The following is a 20,694-nucleotide window of genomic DNA, read 5'->3' as shown; positions in this document are numbered from 1 at the left end:
AAAAGAGTAGGGTGCGCATACAAAGCTTAAGGGGAGGCGATGGCGATGTGGGACGGGGTGGCTCAACTGAGCCCGGCCGTGCAAGCCTTGCTCGGGACGTTGTTCACATGGGGCATGACGGCGCTCGGGGCGGCTGTCGTGTTCACGACGAAATCGATCAATCAACGGCTGATGGACGGGATGCTCGGATTTGCCGGCGGGGTGATGATTGCCGCCAGTTTTTGGTCGCTGCTCGCGCCGGCGATCGAGATGGCAGGACAGGACGCTTGGCCGGCCTGGTTCCCGGCCACGATCGGCTTTTTATTGGGGGGATTCTTTTTATGGGGCATCGATCAACTGATTCCGCACTTGCATCCGACTTCCCCGCTCAGTGAGGCGGAAGGAATCGGCCCGTTCAAACGAAAGCGCAGCACGTTGCTCGTCTTAGCGATCACGTTGCACAACATACCGGAAGGGCTAGCGATCGGGGTCGCGTTCGGGGCGGTCGCGGCTGACTTTCCATCGGCCTCGTTGACGGGTGCCATCGCCCTCGCGATCGGGATCGGGATTCAAAACTTTCCAGAAGGCGTGGCGGTGGCGCTGCCGTTAAGGCGGGACGGGATGTCACGACGAAAGAGTTTTTTCTACGGACAGTTGTCGGCCGTCGTCGAGCCGGTCGCCGCCTTATTCGGTGTTTGGGCGGTGTTTGTCATGGAGCCGCTACTGCCGTTCGCATTGAGCTTTGCCGCAGGGGCCATGATTTTTGTCGTCGTCGAAGAAGTCATCCCCGGGTCGCAAGAGAATGGCCATAAGGACTTGGCATCGATCGCCTTGATGCTTGGATTTACCGTCATGATGATTTTAGACGTGGCGTTAGGGTGAGGCCGACACAGAAAAAAGGCACGACGGGCTGTCCCGTCGTGCCTTCCTGGATTAAAACGTCTCTGACGTCGTTTTCGCTTGCATGTGGAGCTGGATATAATCCGGCCCGCCTGCTTTTGAATCGGTCCCTGACATGTTGAAGCCGCCGAACGGCTGATAGCCGACGATCGCGCCTGTGCAACCACGGTTGAAGTACAAGTTGCCAACGTGGAAGTTTTGGCGTGCGTATTCTTGGTTCGAGCGGTCACGCGTCAGCACCGCGCCCGTCAAGCCGTACTCGGTGTTGTTGGCGATGTCGATCGCTTCTTTGAAGTCTTTCGCTTTCGTGAAGGCGACGATCGGCCCGAAGATCTCTTCTTGCATGAGACGTGCTTTCGGTGCGACGTCGGCGACGACCGTCGGCTCGACGAAGTAGCCGGTCGAGTCGTCCGCTTTACCGCCCGTGACGATGCGTCCTTCTTCTTTCGCGACGTCGAAGTACGACGTGACCTTCTTGAACGCGGCCGCATCGATGACCGGTCCCATGAAGTGTTCGTTCTGCTCGGTGTTTCCGACTGACAGTTCGTTCGTCAATTCGACGACGCGGTCGAGTACCGTGTCATACACGCTGTCGACGATGATGGCGCGTGAACAAGCTGAACATTTTTGTCCGGAGAAACCGAACGACGATTTGACGATCGACTGGGCCGCGAGTTCGAGGTCCGCTGATTCGTCGACGACGATCGTGTCTTTTCCGCCCATCTCGGCGATGACGCGTTTGAGCCAGATTTGGCCATCGTTCAACTTCGAGGCACGCTCGTTGATGCGGAGACCCACGTCGCGTGAACCAGTGAAGCTGATGAAGCGCGTCTTCGGATGGTCGACGAGGTAGTCGCCGACTTCAGCGCCCGGTCCCGGGATGAAGTTGAGGACGCCTTTCGGGAGACCCGCTTCTTCCATGACCTCAACGAATTTCGCCGCGACGATCGGTGTCGTCGAAGCTGGCTTCAAGAGGATCGTGTTACCGGCGACGATGGCCGCGACGGCCGTTCCTGCCATGATCGCGAACGGGAAGTTCCATGGGCTGATGACGATCCCGACCCCGAGTGGGATGTAGTCATAGCGGTTGTACTCGCCCGGGCGACTCTCGACTTTCTTACCGGGTTTAAGTTCGAGCATTTGACGCGCATAGTACTCCATGAAGTCGATCGCTTCCGCCGTGTCCGCGTCCGCTTCGTTCCAAGGCTTGCCCGCTTCTTTGACGAGGTAGGCCGAGAACTCGTGCTTCCGTTTACGGACGATGTTCGCCGCTTTGAACAAGACGTCGGCACGGACTGACGGGTCGACGTGACGCCACGTGTCGAACGCTTTGAGCGCTTCTTGCATCGCACGTTCCGCGAGTTCTTGGTTCGCTTTCGAGACGTGTCCGATGACTTCGTCTTTATTGGCCGGGTTGTAAGACGTGATCTTACCTTCCGTCGTCACTTTTTCCCCACCGATCACGAGCGGATAGTCCTGACCAAGCTCCCCGTTCACTTTCTCGATCGCCGCTTGAATCAAGGCAGCGTTCTCTTTGTTTGTAAAGTCTGTGAATGGTTCATGTTTGTATGGAATCATTCTCGTTCCCCCTTAAAGTGATTATGCAGTTAAGCGCTTACGTCTGTATTGTATCGGAATTCTTCATGAAATCCTAGTGAAACAATTTTCCGAAAAAGCGTGTCGTTTCCGCTCTAAATTCAGTCGTGGTAGGATGGTGAAAAGAGATCGATCGAGGAAGGAATGATTGGATGAGAAAATGGATGTTGCCGCTGGCGCTCACACTCATGCTCGGCGCTTGCGGGAATGAAGAGGCAGCACCGGTCGAAGAGACGAAGCGACCGCTCCCGGACGAGGTCGAGACGGTGTATGAATCGTATCGACAAGCGCTCCGTGACGGGGACGCCGAGGCGCTCGCAGAGATCGACTATGCTGCTGCCCGGACCGACATCCCGGCGACTGGTGCCGTGACGCGTGACTTGACGCCGGGTGACATCGTCGAGAGCTGGGTGAACGAGGATGAGGACGTCGCCTATATCGTCCATGAGATGGAGGATGGTGACGGGAACGAACTGCCGAACCGACTCGCCAAAGTCGCGATCAAGGAAGGCGACGATTGGTCGCTCGTCGTCACACCGGCCTTAGTCCCGGCTGACGTGATCGGTGAGGTCGGGGAGTTGTTGACGGGGATCGAAGCGAGCGAGTACGGGGTGAACGCTGAAGCGAACGCCCGTCTCGCCGACGTGCCGGAAGATGAGGCCGGACCGATTTACGACCGGGTCAACGCCCAGACGGACTATGTCGCGCTCGAGGCGGACAATAACGTCTTCCTGCTCATGTCAGAGACGCTCACCGTCCCGGAAAACCAAACGATCATGACCGATTATTTTAAAGCGTATCAGACGTGGTATATCGACAATGAGGCCGCGCTTCGCGACGCGGCCGCGACGGAAGACCCGGTCGACTACCTCGAAGTGCTCGACCCGCTCAAACAAAAACTAGAACAAGCGATCGACGGATATGACGAACAGCTCGTCGACCCGTCGTTCGGATAAGGAGGAAATCAGATGTTAGCACCAACATTTACACTACCGAACCAAAATGGGGACATGGTCGCACTCGAAGATTATCGTGGCCAGAAAGTCGTCCTCTATTTCTACCCGAGAGACGCGACGCCGGGCTGTACGACCGAGGCGTGCGATTTCCGTGATGCCGCACCGAAGATGAGCGGGGCCGTCGTCATCGGCATCTCGGCCGACAGCCAGAAGAAGCATCAAAACTTTATCGAGAAGAACGATTTGCCGTTCGACTTGCTCGTCGACGACACGCATGAAGTGTCAGAACTATACGGCGTCTGGCAGTTGAAGAAGAATTATGGCAAGGAATATTACGGCATCGTCCGCTCGACGTTCCTCATCAACGAGGACGGCTATATCGAAGAGGAGTGGCGCGGCGTCAAAGTGAACGGTCACGTCGACGAGGTCGTCGCGGCGCTCGCCAAATAAGTTGGACCCAACCGATTTCCCAATAGGGGAGGTCGGTTTTTTTGATGAAGTGAATCGTTACATTTTTATTTCAAATACTAAAGTCGGAAACAGGATAAAACCGAGCGTTGAACAGATATATTACAAAAACATTACGCGGAATCGGTATGATTTCACCCCGCGTCAACTTGACGAAGTTGTGAATGTTCTGAAAAATATAAACCAGCAGTCAAGCGAATACATACATAGGGGGAACATCACGTGAAGCAGTTTGAAAGTTGGGTGACGAGTCTATCGAACTTCGTCTGGGGACCACACTTGCTCATATTATTGATCGGGACGGGCATCTTCTTGACGTTCCGGCTCGGATTCATCCAAGTGACACGGCTCGGGTTCGGCTTGAAAGAAGCGTTCATCCCGAAGCAAAAGACAGGCGTGGAAGCCGAAAAACGAAAACGGCAACGTGGGGACATCTCGCACTTCCAAGCGCTCATGACGGCGCTCGCGGCGACGGTCGGTACCGGCAACATGGTCGGGGTCGCGACCGCGATCGTCCTCGGAGGACCGGGTGCGATCGTCTGGATGTGGCTGAGTGGCTTCATCGGCATGGCGACAAAATACGCCGAGGCGATCCTTGCCGTCAAGTATCGTACCGTCGATGAACGGGGCGAGGTTGCCGGCGGCCCGATGTACTATTTAGAACACGGGCTTAAAAAACGTTGGCTCGGCATGACGTTCGCCTTGTTCGCCTCGATCGCCGCGTTCGGTATCGGCAATGGCGTCCAGACGAACTCGATCAGTTTAGCGCTGAACACGTCGTTCGGTGTCCCGATGGTTGCGACCGGTATCATCATGATGGTCCTGACGGGGTTCGTCATCCTCGGTGGCGTCAAATCGATCGGGAAAGTCGTCGGGATTTTCGTCCCGGTCATGATTTTCGCTTACGTCGGGGCCGGGCTCGTCATTTTAGTCACAAACTTCGACTTGATCCCGTCCGCGTTCGCGACGATCTTCTCGAGTACGTTCAGTGCCGAAGCAATCGGCGGCGGAGCGCTCGGTGCCGCGATCCGTTACGGGGTCGCGCGCGGCGTGTTCTCGAACGAGGCTGGGCTAGGGTCGGCACCGATCGCGGCCGCGGCCGCGAAGACGGATTTCCCGGGACGGCAAGCGCTTGTCTCGATGACACAAGTGTTGATCGACACGCTCATCGTCTGTTCGATCACCGGGTTGACGATCGTCATGGGTGGTCAGTATACGGAAGGGCTGCAAGGCATCGAGCTGACGCAAGCGTCGTTCGCTTACTTCCTCGGCCCGATCGGCGAACTCATCGTCACGATCTCGCTCGTCTTCTTCGCCTTCTCAACCGTGATCGGCTGGTGTTATTACGGGGAACGCTCGGTCCATTACCTGCTCGGGGAGCGGGCGATCGTCCCGTACCGGATGGTGTACATTGTCGTCGCCGGACTCGGTGCGATGACGACGAACTTGAACTTGATTTGGGCCGTCTCGGACGTCTTCAACGGTCTGATGGCGATTCCGAACTTGATCGGGCTCTTGTTCTTGTCAGGTGTCGTCGTCGCCGAGACGAAGCGGTTCGAACTTGAGATACGGAAAGAGCGGCAACAGTCGGCCGCATGACAAAGGACGCATTCCCGAGGGAGTGCGTCCTTTTGTTTACACTTTGAACTGGCCGATCAACTCGCTCAACTCGTCCATCTTCCGTTGCGACGCTTCGGTGACACGGTTCAACTCACTGAACCGGTCGACCGACAGCGTCACTTTCTCGGCGATGTCTTGCGTACCGAGCGCCCCGTTATTGACCGTCACGGCGACGTCTTGAATGACGCCGATCATCGCGGCCGTCAATTGTTCGAGTTCGGTGGCCGCTTCGGCGAATTCAGAGGCGGTCGCCTCAAAGCGCCCGGCGTCTTCGCTGTAGCGTTCGGCCGCTTCTTCGAGCTGGTCGTAATCTTTCAATACGTTCGTATCGAGGAAACCGAGCATCTCGCTCGACGTCTCATTTAAATGATCGACCGAATGGAGCACGGTCGTCGAGATCGCTTGGATTCGTTCGACGGTCGTCCGGCTCGTCTCGGCCAGTTTACGGATCTCGTCGGCGACGACGGCGAACCCGCGTCCCGCCTCACCGGCCCGTGCCGCTTCGATCGAGGCGTTGAGCGATAACAGGTTCGTCTGAGCCGCGATGTCTAAAATATCGTTCGTGAGCGTCGCGATCTCGCGGACGGCCTTGGCGTCATGCATGGCCCGTTCGAGATTGTGCCGTGTCGAGGACAAGACGTCGATCGCTGACGCCTTCGCTTCGACGGCGTGGCTGCGGAGCGCCATGGCCCGGGCATCGACTTGTTCCGCCTCAGTTTTTCGTTCGGCCGCCATCGTCACGATGTTGTGAAGCGTTCGTTCCATATCCGACGCGGAGGCGTTCATTTCCTGGGCACTCGCCGCGGTCTGTTGCATGCCGGCCGTCAAGTCCTCGGTCGTTGCGGCGGTCGTCGTCATATACGAATCAAGCGCTTTCAATTCGTCGTACATGCGAGTGGATTGCTCGGTCACCCCGCGTGAGACGCCGTTCACTTGCAAAATGAGCTGGCGCAGGTTGGCGATGAATTGGTTGAAGTCGCGCGCGAGCCCAGAGAACTCATCACGTCGCTTCACCGGGATCGACGTCGTCAAATCGCCTTGGCTCGTCGCCAGTTCGCGCATTTTCACTTTGAACTCGTTCAACGGTTCGAAAATCGAGCGGAAGATGAACACCATCATGAGTACGGTGAAGACGATGGCGGCGATCATGATGACGATGAGCGTGAGTTGGACTTGTGCAAACAACGCTTCACCAGCCTCGGTGTCAGAACGAATCCCATCACGGTTCAAGTTGATGAGGAGACCGAGCGTATTCGACAGGGCGTCTGCGCTCGGCGTGGCCGTGTCTCGGATGTAGGCGTCGGCCGCGGCTTGTCCTTCTTCATTCGAGATGCGAATCAATTCCTCAATGTTTGACTGGAACGTCGTCCATTGTGCCGTCGCTTGATCGAACAGTTCACGGTCGGTCTTGTTGATGATCGTCGACTCATAGCCGGTCATCTGTTGTTTTAAAATCGTGATACCGGTCTCAATGCTGATTTCGACATTTTGCTTTGTGACCTCGTCCTCGACTAGTGCGTGACGCATCATATGCTGGCGAATCTCGAGCAACTGCTTGTCGATTTGATGAATTTGGTCCATGCCGGGCACCCAAGAGACGTTCATGTCTTGTTGGGCTGCCTTCGAGGCATTCAACGCATAGAATGAATAGCCGCTCACACCGAGTAATAAGACTAACAGGACGGTGAAGGCGACGATCAATTTGTTACGGATTGACATAGTGATCCTCCTCGGGAAATGTTTGCTACTCTCTTAGCATAATGAGATTTGTCGGTGTACCGTATAGCTGTTTTTTGAAACGAGTCAATATTCTAGCGCGATTCCCTAACTTTCAAAAAATGATCATCTTTGACCGGATTGGATTTTCTTTTTTGTCTTATGGAAAAGTGGTATGATAATGAACGATGTATTGAAAACTGTTGGAGGTGGAACCTTTGGCTCGAATCACTGAAGCTGAAGTTCGGCACGTCGCCGGACTCGCCCGACTTGCGATCACGGAAGATGAAGTGACGCACTTCACGGAGCAATTGACAAAAATCCTCGAGTTCGCCGAGCAACTCGATGAACTCGATACAACGGGCGTCATCCCGACGACCCATGCCCTAGATTTGAAAAACGTAATGCGCAAAGACGAGGTCCGCCCGTCACTTCCTCGCGAGGAAGTCGAACGGATGGCGCCTGATTGGGAGAACGGCCAAGTCCGCGTCCCAGCCGTCTTTGAGTAAGGAGGCCCTTCATGACACTATTCGATCACGGTGTAGCCAAGCTACATACCTTATTAAAAGAAGGTGAGGTCACGGTAACGGACCTCGTCAAAGAATCATTTGACCGCATCGAAGCGACCGATGACAAAATCGGTGCTTTTCTCACGTTGAACGAGGACGCGTTCGAGCAAGCAAAACGGATGGACGACCTCGCCAAGACAGCGGACAACCCGCTCTTCGGGTTGCCGATCGGTGTCAAAGACAACATCGTCACGAAAGGGACACGCACGACGTGTGCCTCGAAGTTCCTTGAGAACTTCGTCCCGGCCCATGACGCGACAGTCGTCGAGCGTCTTCACGACGCCGGTGCCGTCACGATCGGGAAGTTGAACATGGACGAGTTCGCGATGGGTTCATCAAACGAGAACTCAGCGTTCAAAGTCGTCCGCAACCCGTGGGATACGACGCGCGTGCCAGGCGGCTCGTCAGGCGGTTCGGCCGCGACGGTCGCAGCCGGACAAGTGCTGTTTAGCCTCGGTTCGGATACGGGTGGCTCGATTCGCCAACCGGCAGCCTACTGTGGCGTCGTCGGCATGAAACCGACGTACGGTCTCGTGTCACGTTACGGTCTCGTCGCGTTCGCCTCGTCACTTGACCAGATCGGTCCGCTCACGCGCTCGGTCGAAGACAACGCCTATTTGTTGAACGTCATCTCAGGTCATTGCGACATGGACTCGACGTCGGCGACAGTCGACCTTCCGGACTATACGACGTCACTTCATGGCGACATTAAAGGTATGAAGTTCGCCCTGCCGCAAGAGTTCATGGCAGAAGGCGTGTCAGCCGGTGTCCGCAAACAAATCGAACAAGCGGTCGAGACGCTCAAGTCGCTCGGTGCGACCGTTGAGACGGTATCGCTCCCGACCGTGAAATACGCGCTCCCGACGTACTACTTACTCGCTTCATCTGAGGCGTCTTCGAACCTCGCTCGCTTTGACGGCATCCGTTACGGACGTCGCGCCGAGGCCGATGCGCTCGAAGAAGTGTTCACGTATTCACGCGAGCAAGGGTTCGGCGAAGAAGTGAAACGCCGCATCATGCTCGGGACGTACGCGTTAAGCTCAGGTTATTACGATGCGTTCTACAAGAAGTCGCAACAGGTGCGCACACTTATGAAGCAAGACTTCGCGCGCGTGTTCGAGAACTATGACGCGATCATCGGGCCGACTGCGCCGACGACGGCGTTCAAGCTCGGCGAACAACTCGAAGATCCGCTCACAATGTACGCCAACGACATTATGACAATCCCGGTCAACTTGGCTGGTGTACCAGCCATCTCGGTGCCGGCCGGTCTCTCAGACGGCCTCCCGGTCGGTCTACAGATCATCGGGAACCACTTCAGCGAACCAACACTCTACCGCGTGGCCCATGCTTTTGAACAAGCAAACGGCGGTTTTAAGATGCCACAGCTTTAAGGAGGACAACGATGAACTTTGAAACGATCATCGGGATCGAGGTGCACGCCGAGCTGAGCACGAAGTCGAAGATTTGGTGTGGCTGCTCGCGCACGTACGGTGCCGAAACGAATACGCAAACGTGTCCGATCTGTCTCGGACACCCGGGCGTTCTGCCTAAATTGAACGAAGAGGCGGTCAACCTCGCCATCAAGGCCGCGATGGCACTCAACTGTGAAATCGCGACCGATACGAAGTTCGACCGCAAGAACTATTTCTATCCGGATACGCCGAAAGCGTACCAGATCTCGCAGTTCGACCAACCGATCGGCTTTAACGGCCACGTCGATGTCGAAGTCGATGGCGAGATGAAACGGTTCCGCATCGAGCGGGTCCATCTCGAGGAAGATGCTGGGAAGATGAACCATACGGGCGAGAAACATTCGGTCGTCGACTTCAACCGGACCGGCTCACCACTCATCGAGATCGTCAGTGAGGCCGACATGCGGTCACCGAAAGACGCGGTCGCTTACCTCGAACGCTTGAAAGAAGTGCTCTCGTTCGCGGGCGTCTCGGACGTCAAGATGGAAGAAGGGTCGCTCCGTTGCGACTGTAACATCTCGGTCCGTCCGTTCGGTCAAGAGCCGTTCGGGACGAAGACGGAGCTCAAAAACTTGAACTCGTTCTCGAACGTCTTGAAGGCACTCGATTATGAGGAAGAGCGTCATCGTAAACTCCTCATCACGGGCGGCGTCATGCGTCAAGAGACGCTCCGTTTCGATGAGGCGGCGAAGAAGACGATCCTCATGCGCGTCAAGGAAGGGGCGGCCGATTACCGCTACTTCCCAGAGCCGGACCTCGTCCGTCTCGAGATCGACGAAGAGTGGAAAGAGCGCATTCGCAAAACGCTCCCAGAACTTCCGGTCGAACGCCGCGAGCGTTACATGAACAACTATGGCTTGTCGGCTTATGACGCCAAGGCGCTCACGTCGACGCGCGAGTTCTCGGACTTCTTTGAAGCGACGACAGCGGCCGGTGCCGAACCGAAAGCTGCCGCGAACTGGCTCATGGGCGAAGTGCTCGGCCACTTGAACAAGTCGAACGAGACGGTCGAGACGATGAAATTGACGCCGAGCTCGCTCGCGGAGTTGATTCGTTTGATCGGAGAAGGTACAATTTCTTCGAAGATCGCGAAACGCGTGTTCACGGCCATGATTGAAGAAGGCGCCGAACCGAAGGCGTACGTCGAAGCGAACGGTCTCGCCCAAATCTCGGACGAGAACTTGTTGCGCGGCTACATCCTCGACTTGTTCGAAGCGCATCCGCAGATGATCGAAGACTTTAAGAACGGGAAAGACCGTGCCAAAGGCTTCATCATCGGGCAGATCATGAAGCAGACGAAAGGGATGGCGAACCCGGCGCTCCTCGATGGCTTGTTCCACGAAGAGATCGCGAAACGTTAAGCAGCAGCGAGGCACTTGTGTCTCGCTTTTCGCTCGAAATGAGCATAGGGGAGAGAAACGATATGCAACGAAAACGCGCACGGGTCATCTATAACCCGACATCTGGAAAAGAAGTGATCAAACGGGAGCTCCCGTATATCTTGAACCGCCTCGAGGATGCGGGTTATGAGACGTCGACGTACGCGACGAAAGCGATCGGTGACGCGACGCTCGAAGCCGAGCGGGCCGCGGCGGCCGAGTTCGACTTGATCGTCGCGGCCGGCGGGGACGGGACGTTGAACGAGGTCATCTCGGGACTCGCTCCGCTCGATGAACGTCCGACGATCGGGCTCATCCCGGTCGGAACGACGAACGATTTCGCCCGGGCGATGCGGATTCCTTTGAGCGTCGTCGGCGCTCTCGACGTCATCTGTGACGGTTTTGAGATGCCGGTCGACCTCGGGGAGATCGAAGGCGAGGCGGGTGACATCCATTACTTCATCAATATCGCCGGCGGCGGCATCATGACCGAGCTGTCGTACGAAGTGCCGTCGAAGTTGAAGACGGCGCTCGGCCAGCTCGCCTATTACGTCAAAGGGATGGAGAAGCTGCCGCTCATCAAACCGACGTATATCGAGCTCGAGCATGACGAAGGGACGTTCAGCGGGGAAGTGATGATCTTCCTCACGTCGAACTCGAACTCGGTCGGCGGCTTTGAGAAGATCTCACCGCACGCGTCACTCAATGACGGCTTGTTCGACTTGTTCATCTTACGGAAATGTAACTTGTTCGAGTTCATCCACGTCGTCCGCTTGTTGCTCCGGGGTGAGCACTTGTCGAGCCCGCTCGTCGAGCACGTCAAGACGGGCCACGTCAAGATGAAGACGACGACGGAGCGGATGAGCCTCAACATCGACGGCGAGTATGGCGGCGAATGCACGGGTGAGATGCGGAACTTGTTCCGTCACTTGACGGTGCTCGCACCGAACGCGCGCATCCGCGAGATGGAAGAGTTGAACGCTCAGTACGAACGCGAACAGATGATCAAGCAATTGTTCAACGTGTCGAATGAGAAAGCAGAATAAGTCGGCTCGGCGTGGCGCTCACGCCGAGCTTTTCGTTGGCCTCTGAACGGGTAATGAACCAATACGTACTTCTCGAATCGGGAAAGGAGAGACTCATGTTACCAGTAACTAAAAACGACCGTCTCGACGTCCACATCCATGACCTCACACACGAAGGGGCTGGCGTGGCACGCGTCGACGGCTATACGTTGTTCGTGCCGAACGCGCTCCCGGGTGAGACGGTCGAGATCGTCGTGACGAAGACGAACAAACAGTACGGCTTCGCCCGGCTGATCGAAGTGAAACAAGCGAGCACGGACCGGGTCGAACCGCCGTGCCCGATCTTTTATCAATGCGGGGGCTGTCAGCTCCAACACTTCAGCTATGACGGCCAGCTCCGTCAAAAACGGGACCGCGTCGTCGAGGCGCTCCAGCGGCTCGGCCAGTTCGACGTCCCGGTCCACGAGACGATCGGGATGCCGGAACCGTGGCGTTACCGCAACAAGGCGCAAGTGCCGTTCAAGCAAGAAGGAGATCGTCTCGTCGCCGGGTTCTACCGCCCACGTTCGCACGACATCGTCGAGATGAAGGAATGTCTCATCCAAGACGAGCGGAACGATGAGGCCGTCCAAGTCGTCCGCGACGTGCTCGCGGCGCACGGTGTGCCGGCGTATGACGAGAAGACAGGACGCGGCGTCATCCGCCACGTCATGGCCCGCTACGGGTACCATTCCGGTGAACTGATGATCGTCCTCATCACGAAGACGACGAAAATCAAAGGCGTGAATGAGATCGTCGCCGACATCTTGAAACGTCTTCCTGACGTGACGTCGATCATGCAAAACGTCAACCCGGACAAGACGAACGTCATCTTAGGGGCGACGAATAAGCTGCTCTATGGCCACGAGACGATTGAGGATAAGATCGGTGGACTAACGTTCACGATCTCGCCGCACTCGTTCTTCCAAGTCAACCCGGTCCAGACGGAGAAGCTGTACGGCAAGGCGCTCGAATATGCGCAACTTACCGGTACGGAACAAGTCGTCGACGCCTACTGCGGTATCGGTACGATCAGTCTGTTCCTCGCCCGGAAAGCAGCGCACGTGTACGGCGTCGAGGTCGTGCCGGAAGCGATCGAGGACGCGAAACAGAACGCGCTCGTCAACGAGATCGATAACGTGACGTACGCCTGTGGAGCGGCCGAAGATGTCCTTCCGAAGTGGAAGCAAGACGGCATCGATCCGGACGTCATCGTCGTCGACCCGCCGCGCAAAGGCTGTGCCGAGTCGTTCCTCGAGACGATGGTCGAGATGGCACCGAAGCGGATCGTCTACGTGTCGTGTAACGTCGCGACGCAGGCGCGCGATATGCGCTATCTTGCTGACCGCGGCTACGAATTAGTCGAAGTGACACCAGTCGACATGTTCCCGCATACGGCGCATGTCGAGACGGTGGCGTGGCTTGAAAAAATAGAATAAACTGAAAAAAATGACCTTCGATTTGTTAAAATCGGAGGTTTTTTAGTATCACGTTGGGGAGGAAAGTGCGAATGGAAATTCAGCGTTATATGGAATTAGACATTGACGAGAAATTGAACAATGAGTTAAGTGATTTGTTAGTGGCATCATTTGAACCCCTCTATCCAAAACGCCGATATTTCAAGCAATTACCTCATCTTCGTCTCCTTGTTTTTGGAGACCGAGGTCAGGTTGTGGGTCATGTCGGGTTAGACTATCGGGTGATGAATTTGAACGGGCAACCGATTCAAGTTCTTGGTGTGATTGATTTATGTGTACAGGAAGATGTGCGTGGTAACGGGATTGGTGAAGCGTTATTGAACGAGGTTATTAGTATAGGAGAGACGAAACAGATCGATTTTCTCTTATTGTTTGCGGACCGACCCGATCTTTATTTACGAGCGGGATTCAGCCATGTTGACAACGCTTGTTCGTGGCTCCAAATAGACGATGAGCGGCAGATGATACGCGGGATTGGAGAAGAATCGTTTGATGAATTGATGATTCGCCCTGTAGGTACGAAGGCGTGGACGGATGGTCGATTGGATCTGTTGGGTTATTTGTACTGAGTGCTCGCAGCCATCATAGGATGGTGAAGGGTTAGAGATTTTCTCATGAAATGGAGCGAAGATGATGCGAACCGTGACAAAAGTGATCCTAGGTATAGTAGGAGTAGCCGTACTTTTGATTGGTTGGTGGCTCATTTCTCCGCTGTTCTTGGAAGAGACGGTTGATGAAGGACTTCCACCGACTTCACTTGATACAACTGTAGAAGAAGGAGAAGCTGAGGAGGCGACGGAACCTCCGGCTTCTGAGGATGATGGAGCCGCTACGGAGTTTACCGACTTGGCAGGGGTGTTCATGGATGGTGAAAAAAATTATGAGACGTCAGGCAACATTCAAACGATTCGTGCAGAAGATGGCGTGTACCTGCGTTTCGAAGATTTCCAAACGACAAATGGTCCCGACTTGTTCGTCTATTTGATTCAGCCGGGGATGGAGACGACAGAAGGGATCAGCCTAGGTTCGTTAAAGGGCAATACTGGGAACCAAAATTATTTGGTTCCTGAAGATGTCGAGCTCACGCAATATTCAACAGTCGTGATCTGGTGCCGGGCGTTCGATGCAACTTTTGGTACGGGAGAGTTGAATCCCCAATAATGATCATGCATTCAAAATTTAGGTCGTCGTTTAATTATATTTGAAAATAAACAACCTTAGAGAGGCCGGTGAGCGGTTTCTCTAAGGTTGTCTGTTTTTTGAATTATGATTCATGATGGTCTGTAGAGAATGGCTTTTCTTCATAACTAGAAACGTTATACGAACCAATTGTGCGATATTTTTCAGAAGAAGCGTCACTATCTGACAAGCTAGTAGAGACGTCGATAGATAAAGCATCATTTATGATTTTGTGTAAATAGGTCGGATCTGGCGCATCATTGATAGCGGCCATGACGAGTGCATTTCTAAGGTAACCGGCGTTATTAGAAAGCAGTTCTGCATTAAAAGGCAAATTATGATGTTGAGCGAAAAGTTTCATGAAAACAGAAACGGTACGGGTATTTCCTTCACGAAAAGGATGAACCCGCCACAAATCTGTCATTAGCTTAGCGAAATAGACGGGCAGTCGTATATTTTTATGGGTCCATGTGATTTCTTGTTTCCAATCAAAGATAGATGCTAAGTTCGTTTGAATCTGCAAAGAATCACTGTAAACCACAGATAAGCCACCCAAAATTCGCTCATTTTTATAGATATTGATTGAGCGAAATTCGCCGGCCCATTCATATAGTTCGTTGAATAGATGTCGATGGATTTGTTGCAGAGAATGATAACTATCGAAATCCACTTCCGAAATGAGTGACTCGATCTCTAATATGTTTGCAATGATGAGTTGTGCTTCAACATTAATCAGTTGTTGTTCGTCAGTTATCCCAAGTTTATTAATGAGTACATTTATATGTGGGTAAACATAAGAATCCATTAGGATTGATGTGCTTTCGTATACTGCTCCATAATGGCTTGCTTAAATTGGGCTGAAGTGATCTCACCGTTTTCATATCGATTCAGCAATTTCTGTGTGAAGGGACTTGGTTTTCCCCCGTCGATTGCAGCCATACCAACTGCAAATTTCACTTGCCTTTGACGTTCGATATATGAGTTCTTATCCACTTTTATCACCCTTTTCACTTTGATCAACTTATTTACAATTATATCATACACGTAAAATTTTTTTTTAAAGAGCAACTTATTTTGAGCTGCTCTCAGAGCTATCTAAATTTACGTAGCAAAAGACGGGCCTCGTAGCCCGTCTTTTGCTTACAACGCTTTACCGATCGCGGTTTCCCGTTCAGGAACTGCATCTTCACGCAACGCGTTGATTTCTTTGTATTCGTTCGTATCTTTCCACAACTCGTCTTTCAACGGGTTGAGTTTGTATTTGACGATGCGCGTCACTTGCCAGACGGCGAGGACGACGTTCAGCGCAAGGCTGAACAGCGCGATCGTCCAGTTCGCTGCCGGATTATACGACACGCTCACGTTGAACGTGCTGCCGACGGCGAAGAAGTAAGGGAACGTCATGACCCACATCATCCAAAACGTGAGTGTCTGGGCACGGTTTTGCATCCACGTCCCTTTCGCCCAGAGCAGGACAGGAACCGTCGCGGCGATGTTCAAGGCGAACCCTGAATAGAACGCGTTACCCGGTGCACATGAATAGACGTAGGCGATATTCCAGATGCCGTAAGCAACAATCCAAAGCTTCGTCTGGTCTGGCCAGAGCATGTCTTTTTTCTTGCCAGATGTCGCGAAGATGCCGACCCAGCCGCAGATGAGTAGCAAGTTCAGGATCCCGGCAACGGCGTTCACGTAGTTCCAACCACCCGAGATGTAATTCATCCCGTCGACCATGCCTTCAAATCCCAGAATGCCGACTTGGAATTCTCGAACGACGGCCTCGGCGATATTGAGGGCCAAGATACCCGGCACGAGTATCAAGTACCATGGATGTTTTTTGTGATAATCGGTGAAGCGGATGACCATGTAAATCAAGCTTCCGGCGAGAGCGGAATACACTTTCACCCAGTGAAACCATGATGTGATCTCAGGGTCGGCGGTGAAGAACCAAATCGGGGTCAACACGATCGGAACCGCCATGAACATGAGAATGCTGGCTTTTTTGCTGGACCGGACGATTTCATTTAATCCGATCAACAAGCCGAATACGACGAACCACATGGCGACATTGTACCAAGGAATGGATTCAAAGAAGAACATAAATAACGCCCCTTTCATTTCTAAAGTATTGGTGACGAAACAACAATGAAAAATATGATGTCAATAAACATACCGAACGTTCGTTATGTTTATGTGAAAAGTGTAACAAACTATTGGAAGCGTTGTCAATGATGTTCGGGACGTCACAGGGACATGTCATAGAACCGTCAAATCATTATGATATAATTAGCCATTATTAAGTGAGGAGCGTCGAAGCACATGATGAACGAAGGGAAACAAAAGATATTAGAGGCGGCGCGAGCGACGATCATCGAGAACGGGATCCAAGGCACGACGCTTCGTGGCATCGCGAAGAAGGCGGGGCTTAGCACGGGCGCCATCTATCACTATTACAGTTCCAAAGAGGCCATTCTTTATGATGTGATGGACGAGGGCTTGGGCGAGATTCGCCGAATCGCGACCGTATCGATCGAAGACAAGAAAGAAGCCCATGCCATTATTCAAGAGATTTTCGACGGGATGCAAGACCGCTTGAAAAAAGATGCGGAGAGTCGACTACAGTTTTACTTGGCCCATGAGGCGATGCTCGGGAACAAGGAACTGCAACAAAAGTTCAAAGAGAAGTATGAGGAGTGGATCGACCGGGTGGAAGCCATCTTCGTACGAGCGTACGGTGTCGAGCGAGGTCCTTCGACACGAGCGGTCGCCGCGTGGACGATGGCAGCGATCGATGGGATGGTGCTCCAAACGTTGCTGCAGACAAATGTTGTCGAGCCTGAACATATGAATCGTGTATTGGAGTACTTGTTGCAAGACGGGTTCACGCACTTCTTCAAGATTATTGGGAATGAGGAGCGTTAAAAATTTCGAAAGTATTGTCAGTTGATACATTCCCCCGTCCATAATAGAATGGATAAAGTGATTTTATTGGATTGATTACGAAAGGGAATGATTCTATATGAACGAAAACTTCTGGCGCGACCTACCGCGTCCATTCTTTGTACTTGCCCCGATGGAAGACGTGACTGACGTCGTCTTCCGCCACGTCGTCGCCCACGCCGGCCGACCGGACGTGTTTTTCACCGAGTTCGCCAACTCGGACAGCTACTGCCATCCGGAAGGGAAAGGCAGCCTGCGTGGACGCTTGACGTTCACGGAGGACGAACAGCCGATGGTCGCCCATATTTGGGGTGACAACCCGGACTACTTCCGCGAGATGAGCATCGGCATGGCCGAGATGGGTTACAAAGGTATCGACATCAATATGGGTTGCCCGGTCCCGAACGTCGCCAAACGCGGGAAAGGGAGCGGCCTCATCCTCCGTCCTGACGTCGCGGCCGAACTCATTCAAGCGGCGAAAGCCGGTGGTATCCCGGTCAGCGTCAAGACACGACTCGGCTTCGCAAAACTCGACGAGTGGCGCGATTGGTTGACGCATCTCTTGAAGCAAGACATCGCCAATCTGTCGATTCACTTACGCACACGCAACGAGATGAGTAAAGTCGACGCACACTGGGAGATGATCCCGGATATCATGAAATTGCGTGATGAGATTGCACCGGATACGCTCATCACAATCAACGGCGATATCCTCGACCGTCAAATGGGTCTCGAGCTCGTCGACAAATATGGCGTCGACGGCGTCATGATTGGTCGCGGGATTTTCAAGAACCCGTTCGCGTTCGAGAAAGAGCCGCGTGAGCACTCGATGGAAGAGCACCTCGATCTTCTTCGTCTCCAGCTCGACCTGCAAGACAAATTCCAAGAAGACGTGCCGCGTTCGATCTCGAACTTGCACCGGTTCTTCAAGATTTACGTGAAAGGGTTCCCCGGGGCGAGCGACCTCCGTGTGAAACTGATGGATACGAAATCGACAGATGAAGTGCGGGCCCTGCTCGCCGAATTTGAAGGAAATAAACGAATAGAACAGCTGATTGAAAGCTAATTTTGGAGCGCATAGTCGCTCCTTTTCTATATTTATTAACAGGAGGACGAACAGATGATTCCAACTCGACAGACTGAGCGGCTGGTATTGAGGTCACTCACTCAAGAGGATTTAACAACATACGCCGCCATACTCGGTCAACGGGAGGTGAGCCGTTATTTAGGGGACGGGAAACAGAAGACTCGAGAAGATGCCGCGCACTTGCTGACTCGTTTCCAGGAGCAGTGGATGGAATATGGCTACGGGGTCTGGGGTGTGGTTGAACGGTCGACGAACCAACTGATCGGTCATTGCGGTTTCTCACGGTTACCGACTGGCGATGTCGAGTTATTGTATGCTTTCGATCCGACCACATGGGGGAAAGGGTACGCGGTCGAGTCAGCTCAAGAGGCACTCGAGTTTCTCGATTTGCTGGCGGGAATAGGACCAATCATCGCGCTCAGCTATCCTGAAAACGAGCGTTCGCAACGGGTCTTGGTACGTCTCGGTTTTACGTATATGAAAGAAGATGATTATGCAGGCGTCAATTTGTTGGTGTATCAGCGCCACACGACAGGATGAGCAACCTATGGGAACATAGGTTTTTTTTGTAGACAATTATTGAAGATGAGCGTACACTCATTATATCGGGAGACGATATAACGGTAGACGAAGTAAAGGAGATAAACTATGACACAATCAGCAGGAACCGTCGCGTTGACGGAAGCGGTGTATTACATTTTATTGTCGCTACAAGTTCCGCGTCACGGGTATGGAATCATGCAATTCGTACAAGAATTGAGCGATGACCGTGTCCAGTTGGCGGCGGGAACATTATACGGCGCGTTAAGCAACTTAGTTGAAAAAGGATGGATTGAAGCAGTGGAGAAAGCGAGCGGACGAAAGAAAGAGTATGTCGTCACACCTCTAGGACAAGCAGTGCTTGAGGCCGAACTCGTCCGGCTCGAAGAACTCGTCACGAATGGAAAACAGTGGATTGGGGGAAACAAATCATGAAAACCAAAACGGTATATCGCTTTTACGCGGATTACGAAAAGGAAGAGGCTTGGTTGAACGATATGGCGGGTACAGGGTGGTTTCTTGAACGTTTTAGACTTGGGCGTTACACGTTTGTGCAAGGGGAGCCGAACAAATATACTTATCGAATCGAATTGATTGAAGAGGCACCAAGTCATCCGAAATCGGTCGCTTACTTTGAATTTTTGGAGGAAATGGGCATTGAGGTCGTCGCGACGACATTTCGTTGGGTCTTTCTCCGAAAACTAACAACTGACGGACCGTTTCGACTCTACTCAGACATTGACTCGAAGATTCGCCATGAACGACGGATTTTTCATCTGTATAGTTTTGTGTTGTATCTCAATTTATTTGTAGCATTCCTCAACCTGTCGAACGGTATCGAATCTTTCCTCTGGGTTCCTAATTTGTTAGTCAGTATACTATTTATCACATTCGTGCTGAAACAATATCGGAAACTTTCAAAGTTGAGGGAGGCGCGTCAACTGGTCGAACGGGATCAGTGATGGAGGAGAATCTGTTGGAACGTCTTCAAGGCGGGGACTTGCGTTCCATCGGACGGGTCGATGAGGTCGTCCAATTCGTTGGCGACGATTCAGAACGATTCGCGGAACTGATGGTCGGGTTGACCGATGACCGTCCTGTCGTCCGAATGCGAAGCGCGGATGCGGTCGAGAAGATCACGCGACGCTATCCTGAACTGTTGAAGGCGCATCAGGCGCCGCTCCTCGAACTTTTGCCAGCGTTCACCCAACAAGAAGTCCGTTGGCACGTCGCCCAACTGATGCCGCGGTTGCCGCTCAGCGATGACGAAGCGGGGCAGGTCGTCCGTGTTCTAAAAGCATGGATTGCTTCCGAGACGAGTAAAATCGTCATCGTCAATTCGCTCCAAGCGCTATTCGACTTGAGCGTCCGCTATTCGCGCTTCCATGATGAACTGATTGATTTGCTCCATAAACAACTCGAGACAGGAAGTCCGGCTGTCCGCAGCCGTTGTAACACATTGTTGGCTAAATGGCGAGAGAGTGAGTGAAAAATGAAACATTTTATTGGGTTAATTCGTATGTAGTGAGCGGAAGGAAGGTGGTGGTGGAAATGAACGAATGGCGCGAATCAGCGGTCGGGCTTGGTCTTATTTTCGGAACGGCTGCCGGGATGATCATCTCTCTACTATTCGATTTTACGGTTGCATACGGGATTGTCATCGGCTCGATAATCGGCTATTTGATTGGACTCATCATTTCCATTCGCGCGATGAAACAATGACTATGATGATATAAGAGTGGGAGGCA

At 53.2% G+C, this 20,694-nt stretch carries 23 protein-coding genes; 18 read left to right on the top strand and 5 right to left on the bottom strand.

Annotated features, from left to right (window positions below; all coding sequences use genetic code 11):
* The first annotated feature begins 45 nt into the window (after positions 1–45).
* Positions 46–861 (top strand): ZIP family metal transporter, encoded by an 816-nt coding sequence (locus EVJ21_RS05685; protein WP_131464142.1) that lies wholly within the window; start codon positions 46–48, stop codon positions 859–861.
* A 51-nt stretch (positions 862–912) separates the two neighbouring features.
* Here EVJ21_RS05685 and pruA read toward each other — a convergent pair whose 3' ends face one another.
* Positions 913–2,457 (bottom strand): L-glutamate gamma-semialdehyde dehydrogenase, encoded by a 1,545-nt coding sequence (gene pruA, locus EVJ21_RS05680; RefSeq protein ID WP_070328591.1) that lies wholly within the window; start codon positions 2,455–2,457, stop codon positions 913–915.
* A gap of 170 nt (positions 2,458–2,627) precedes the next feature.
* On the opposite strand from pruA, the gene EVJ21_RS05675 reads away from it, so the two are divergent.
* The 3 genes from EVJ21_RS05675 (at position 2,628) to EVJ21_RS05665 (ending at position 5,498) form a co-directional block, all read left to right on the top strand.
* A complete protein-coding gene (locus EVJ21_RS05675; protein ID WP_131490068.1) occupies positions 2,628–3,431 on the top strand; it encodes a hypothetical protein in 804 nt (267 codons plus the stop codon).
* A 12-nt stretch (positions 3,432–3,443) separates the two neighbouring features.
* Positions 3,444–3,881: a thioredoxin-dependent thiol peroxidase gene (bcp, locus tag EVJ21_RS05670; RefSeq protein ID WP_070328593.1), complete on the top strand. Its 438-nt coding sequence runs from the start codon at positions 3,444–3,446 to the stop codon at positions 3,879–3,881.
* 240 nt (positions 3,882–4,121) lie between these two features.
* Positions 4,122–5,498: an alanine/glycine:cation symporter family protein gene (locus EVJ21_RS05665; protein ID WP_131490067.1), complete on the top strand. Its 1,377-nt coding sequence runs from the start codon at positions 4,122–4,124 to the stop codon at positions 5,496–5,498.
* A gap of 36 nt (positions 5,499–5,534) precedes the next feature.
* Here EVJ21_RS05665 and EVJ21_RS05660 read toward each other — a convergent pair whose 3' ends face one another.
* Positions 5,535–7,238: a methyl-accepting chemotaxis protein gene (locus EVJ21_RS05660; RefSeq protein ID WP_131490066.1), complete on the bottom strand. Its 1,704-nt coding sequence runs from the start codon at positions 7,236–7,238 to the stop codon at positions 5,535–5,537.
* A gap of 215 nt (positions 7,239–7,453) precedes the next feature.
* On the opposite strand from EVJ21_RS05660, the gene gatC reads away from it, so the two are divergent.
* From gatC to EVJ21_RS05625, 7 genes are all read left to right on the top strand, one after another.
* On the top strand, positions 7,454–7,744 hold the full coding sequence (gene gatC, locus EVJ21_RS05655) for an Asp-tRNA(Asn)/Glu-tRNA(Gln) amidotransferase subunit GatC (RefSeq protein WP_016509877.1): 291 nt from the start codon (positions 7,454–7,456) through the stop codon (positions 7,742–7,744).
* An 11-nt stretch (positions 7,745–7,755) separates the two neighbouring features.
* Positions 7,756–9,198 (top strand): Asp-tRNA(Asn)/Glu-tRNA(Gln) amidotransferase subunit GatA, encoded by a 1,443-nt coding sequence (gene gatA, locus EVJ21_RS05650; RefSeq protein ID WP_131464134.1) that lies wholly within the window; start codon positions 7,756–7,758, stop codon positions 9,196–9,198.
* Between the two features lie 11 nt (positions 9,199–9,209).
* Positions 9,210–10,640, top strand: a complete 1,431-nt coding sequence (gene gatB, locus EVJ21_RS05645; protein ID WP_070328598.1) for an Asp-tRNA(Asn)/Glu-tRNA(Gln) amidotransferase subunit GatB — start codon at positions 9,210–9,212, stop codon at positions 10,638–10,640.
* A gap of 62 nt (positions 10,641–10,702) precedes the next feature.
* Entirely contained in the window at positions 10,703–11,704 is a 1,002-nt protein-coding gene (locus tag EVJ21_RS05640; RefSeq protein ID WP_070328599.1) for a diacylglycerol kinase, read from the top strand.
* Between the two features lie 95 nt (positions 11,705–11,799).
* Complete coding sequence (rlmD, locus tag EVJ21_RS05635) at positions 11,800–13,161, top strand: 23S rRNA (uracil(1939)-C(5))-methyltransferase RlmD (protein ID WP_131490065.1); 1,362 nt, start codon at positions 11,800–11,802, stop codon at positions 13,159–13,161.
* A gap of 71 nt (positions 13,162–13,232) precedes the next feature.
* Entirely contained in the window at positions 13,233–13,769 is a 537-nt protein-coding gene (locus EVJ21_RS05630; protein WP_131490064.1) for a GNAT family N-acetyltransferase, read from the top strand.
* Positions 13,770–13,884: 115 nt separating this feature from the next.
* On the top strand, positions 13,885–14,361 hold the full coding sequence (locus EVJ21_RS05625) for a DM13 domain-containing protein (RefSeq protein WP_236633696.1): 477 nt from the start codon (positions 13,885–13,887) through the stop codon (positions 14,359–14,361).
* A gap of 103 nt (positions 14,362–14,464) precedes the next feature.
* On the opposite strand, the gene EVJ21_RS05620 is transcribed toward EVJ21_RS05625, so the two are convergent.
* From EVJ21_RS05620 to EVJ21_RS05610, 3 genes are all read right to left on the bottom strand, one after another.
* Positions 14,465–15,184, bottom strand: a complete 720-nt coding sequence (locus EVJ21_RS05620) for a Fic/DOC family protein (protein ID WP_131490063.1) — start codon at positions 15,182–15,184, stop codon at positions 14,465–14,467.
* The gene (locus EVJ21_RS05615) at positions 15,184–15,336 is read right to left on the bottom strand and encodes an antitoxin VbhA family protein (protein WP_255570022.1); all 153 of its coding nucleotides are present in this window, start codon (positions 15,334–15,336) and stop codon (positions 15,184–15,186) included. Before EVJ21_RS05615 ends, EVJ21_RS05620 begins: the two co-directional genes overlap by 1 nt.
* Positions 15,337–15,519: 183 nt before the next feature.
* A complete protein-coding gene (locus tag EVJ21_RS05610; protein ID WP_131464126.1) occupies positions 15,520–16,479 on the bottom strand; it encodes a DUF5692 family protein in 960 nt (319 codons plus the stop codon).
* Between the two features lie 219 nt (positions 16,480–16,698).
* Here EVJ21_RS05610 and EVJ21_RS05605 point away from each other — a divergent pair, with 219 nt between their 5' ends.
* The 7 genes from EVJ21_RS05605 to EVJ21_RS15345 all read left to right on the top strand — a co-directional run bounded on the left by EVJ21_RS05605 (position 16,699) and on the right by EVJ21_RS15345 (position 20,668).
* Positions 16,699–17,301, top strand: coding sequence for a TetR/AcrR family transcriptional regulator (locus EVJ21_RS05605; protein WP_131464124.1), 603 nt, complete (start codon positions 16,699–16,701; stop codon positions 17,299–17,301).
* A gap of 97 nt (positions 17,302–17,398) precedes the next feature.
* On the top strand, positions 17,399–18,385 hold the full coding sequence (locus EVJ21_RS05600; RefSeq protein ID WP_131490062.1) for a tRNA dihydrouridine synthase: 987 nt from the start codon (positions 17,399–17,401) through the stop codon (positions 18,383–18,385).
* 54 nt (positions 18,386–18,439) lie between these two features.
* On the top strand, positions 18,440–18,946 hold the full coding sequence (locus EVJ21_RS05595; RefSeq protein ID WP_131438787.1) for a GNAT family N-acetyltransferase: 507 nt from the start codon (positions 18,440–18,442) through the stop codon (positions 18,944–18,946).
* Between the two features lie 108 nt (positions 18,947–19,054).
* Entirely contained in the window at positions 19,055–19,381 is a 327-nt protein-coding gene (locus EVJ21_RS05590; RefSeq protein WP_071398061.1) for a PadR family transcriptional regulator, read from the top strand.
* Positions 19,357–19,908, top strand: a complete 552-nt coding sequence (locus tag EVJ21_RS05585) for a DUF2812 domain-containing protein (protein ID WP_161568941.1) — start codon at positions 19,357–19,359, stop codon at positions 19,906–19,908. Before EVJ21_RS05590 ends, EVJ21_RS05585 begins: the two co-directional genes overlap by 25 nt.
* A gap of 14 nt (positions 19,909–19,922) precedes the next feature.
* Positions 19,923–20,435, top strand: coding sequence for a hypothetical protein (locus tag EVJ21_RS05580; RefSeq protein ID WP_131438785.1), 513 nt, complete (start codon positions 19,923–19,925; stop codon positions 20,433–20,435).
* 62 nt (positions 20,436–20,497) lie between these two features.
* The gene (locus EVJ21_RS15345; RefSeq protein ID WP_161567002.1) at positions 20,498–20,668 is read left to right on the top strand and encodes a hypothetical protein; all 171 of its coding nucleotides are present in this window, start codon (positions 20,498–20,500) and stop codon (positions 20,666–20,668) included.
* The last annotated feature ends 26 nt before the right edge of the window (positions 20,669–20,694 follow it).

Source organism: Exiguobacterium sp. SH0S2, assembly GCF_004337185.1.
GTDB classification, from domain to species: Bacteria; Bacillota; Bacilli; order Exiguobacteriales; family Exiguobacteriaceae; genus Exiguobacterium; species Exiguobacterium aurantiacum_A.
Note: the sequence above shows the minus strand (reverse complement) of the source record. Positions and strands in the feature narration are given on the sequence as shown.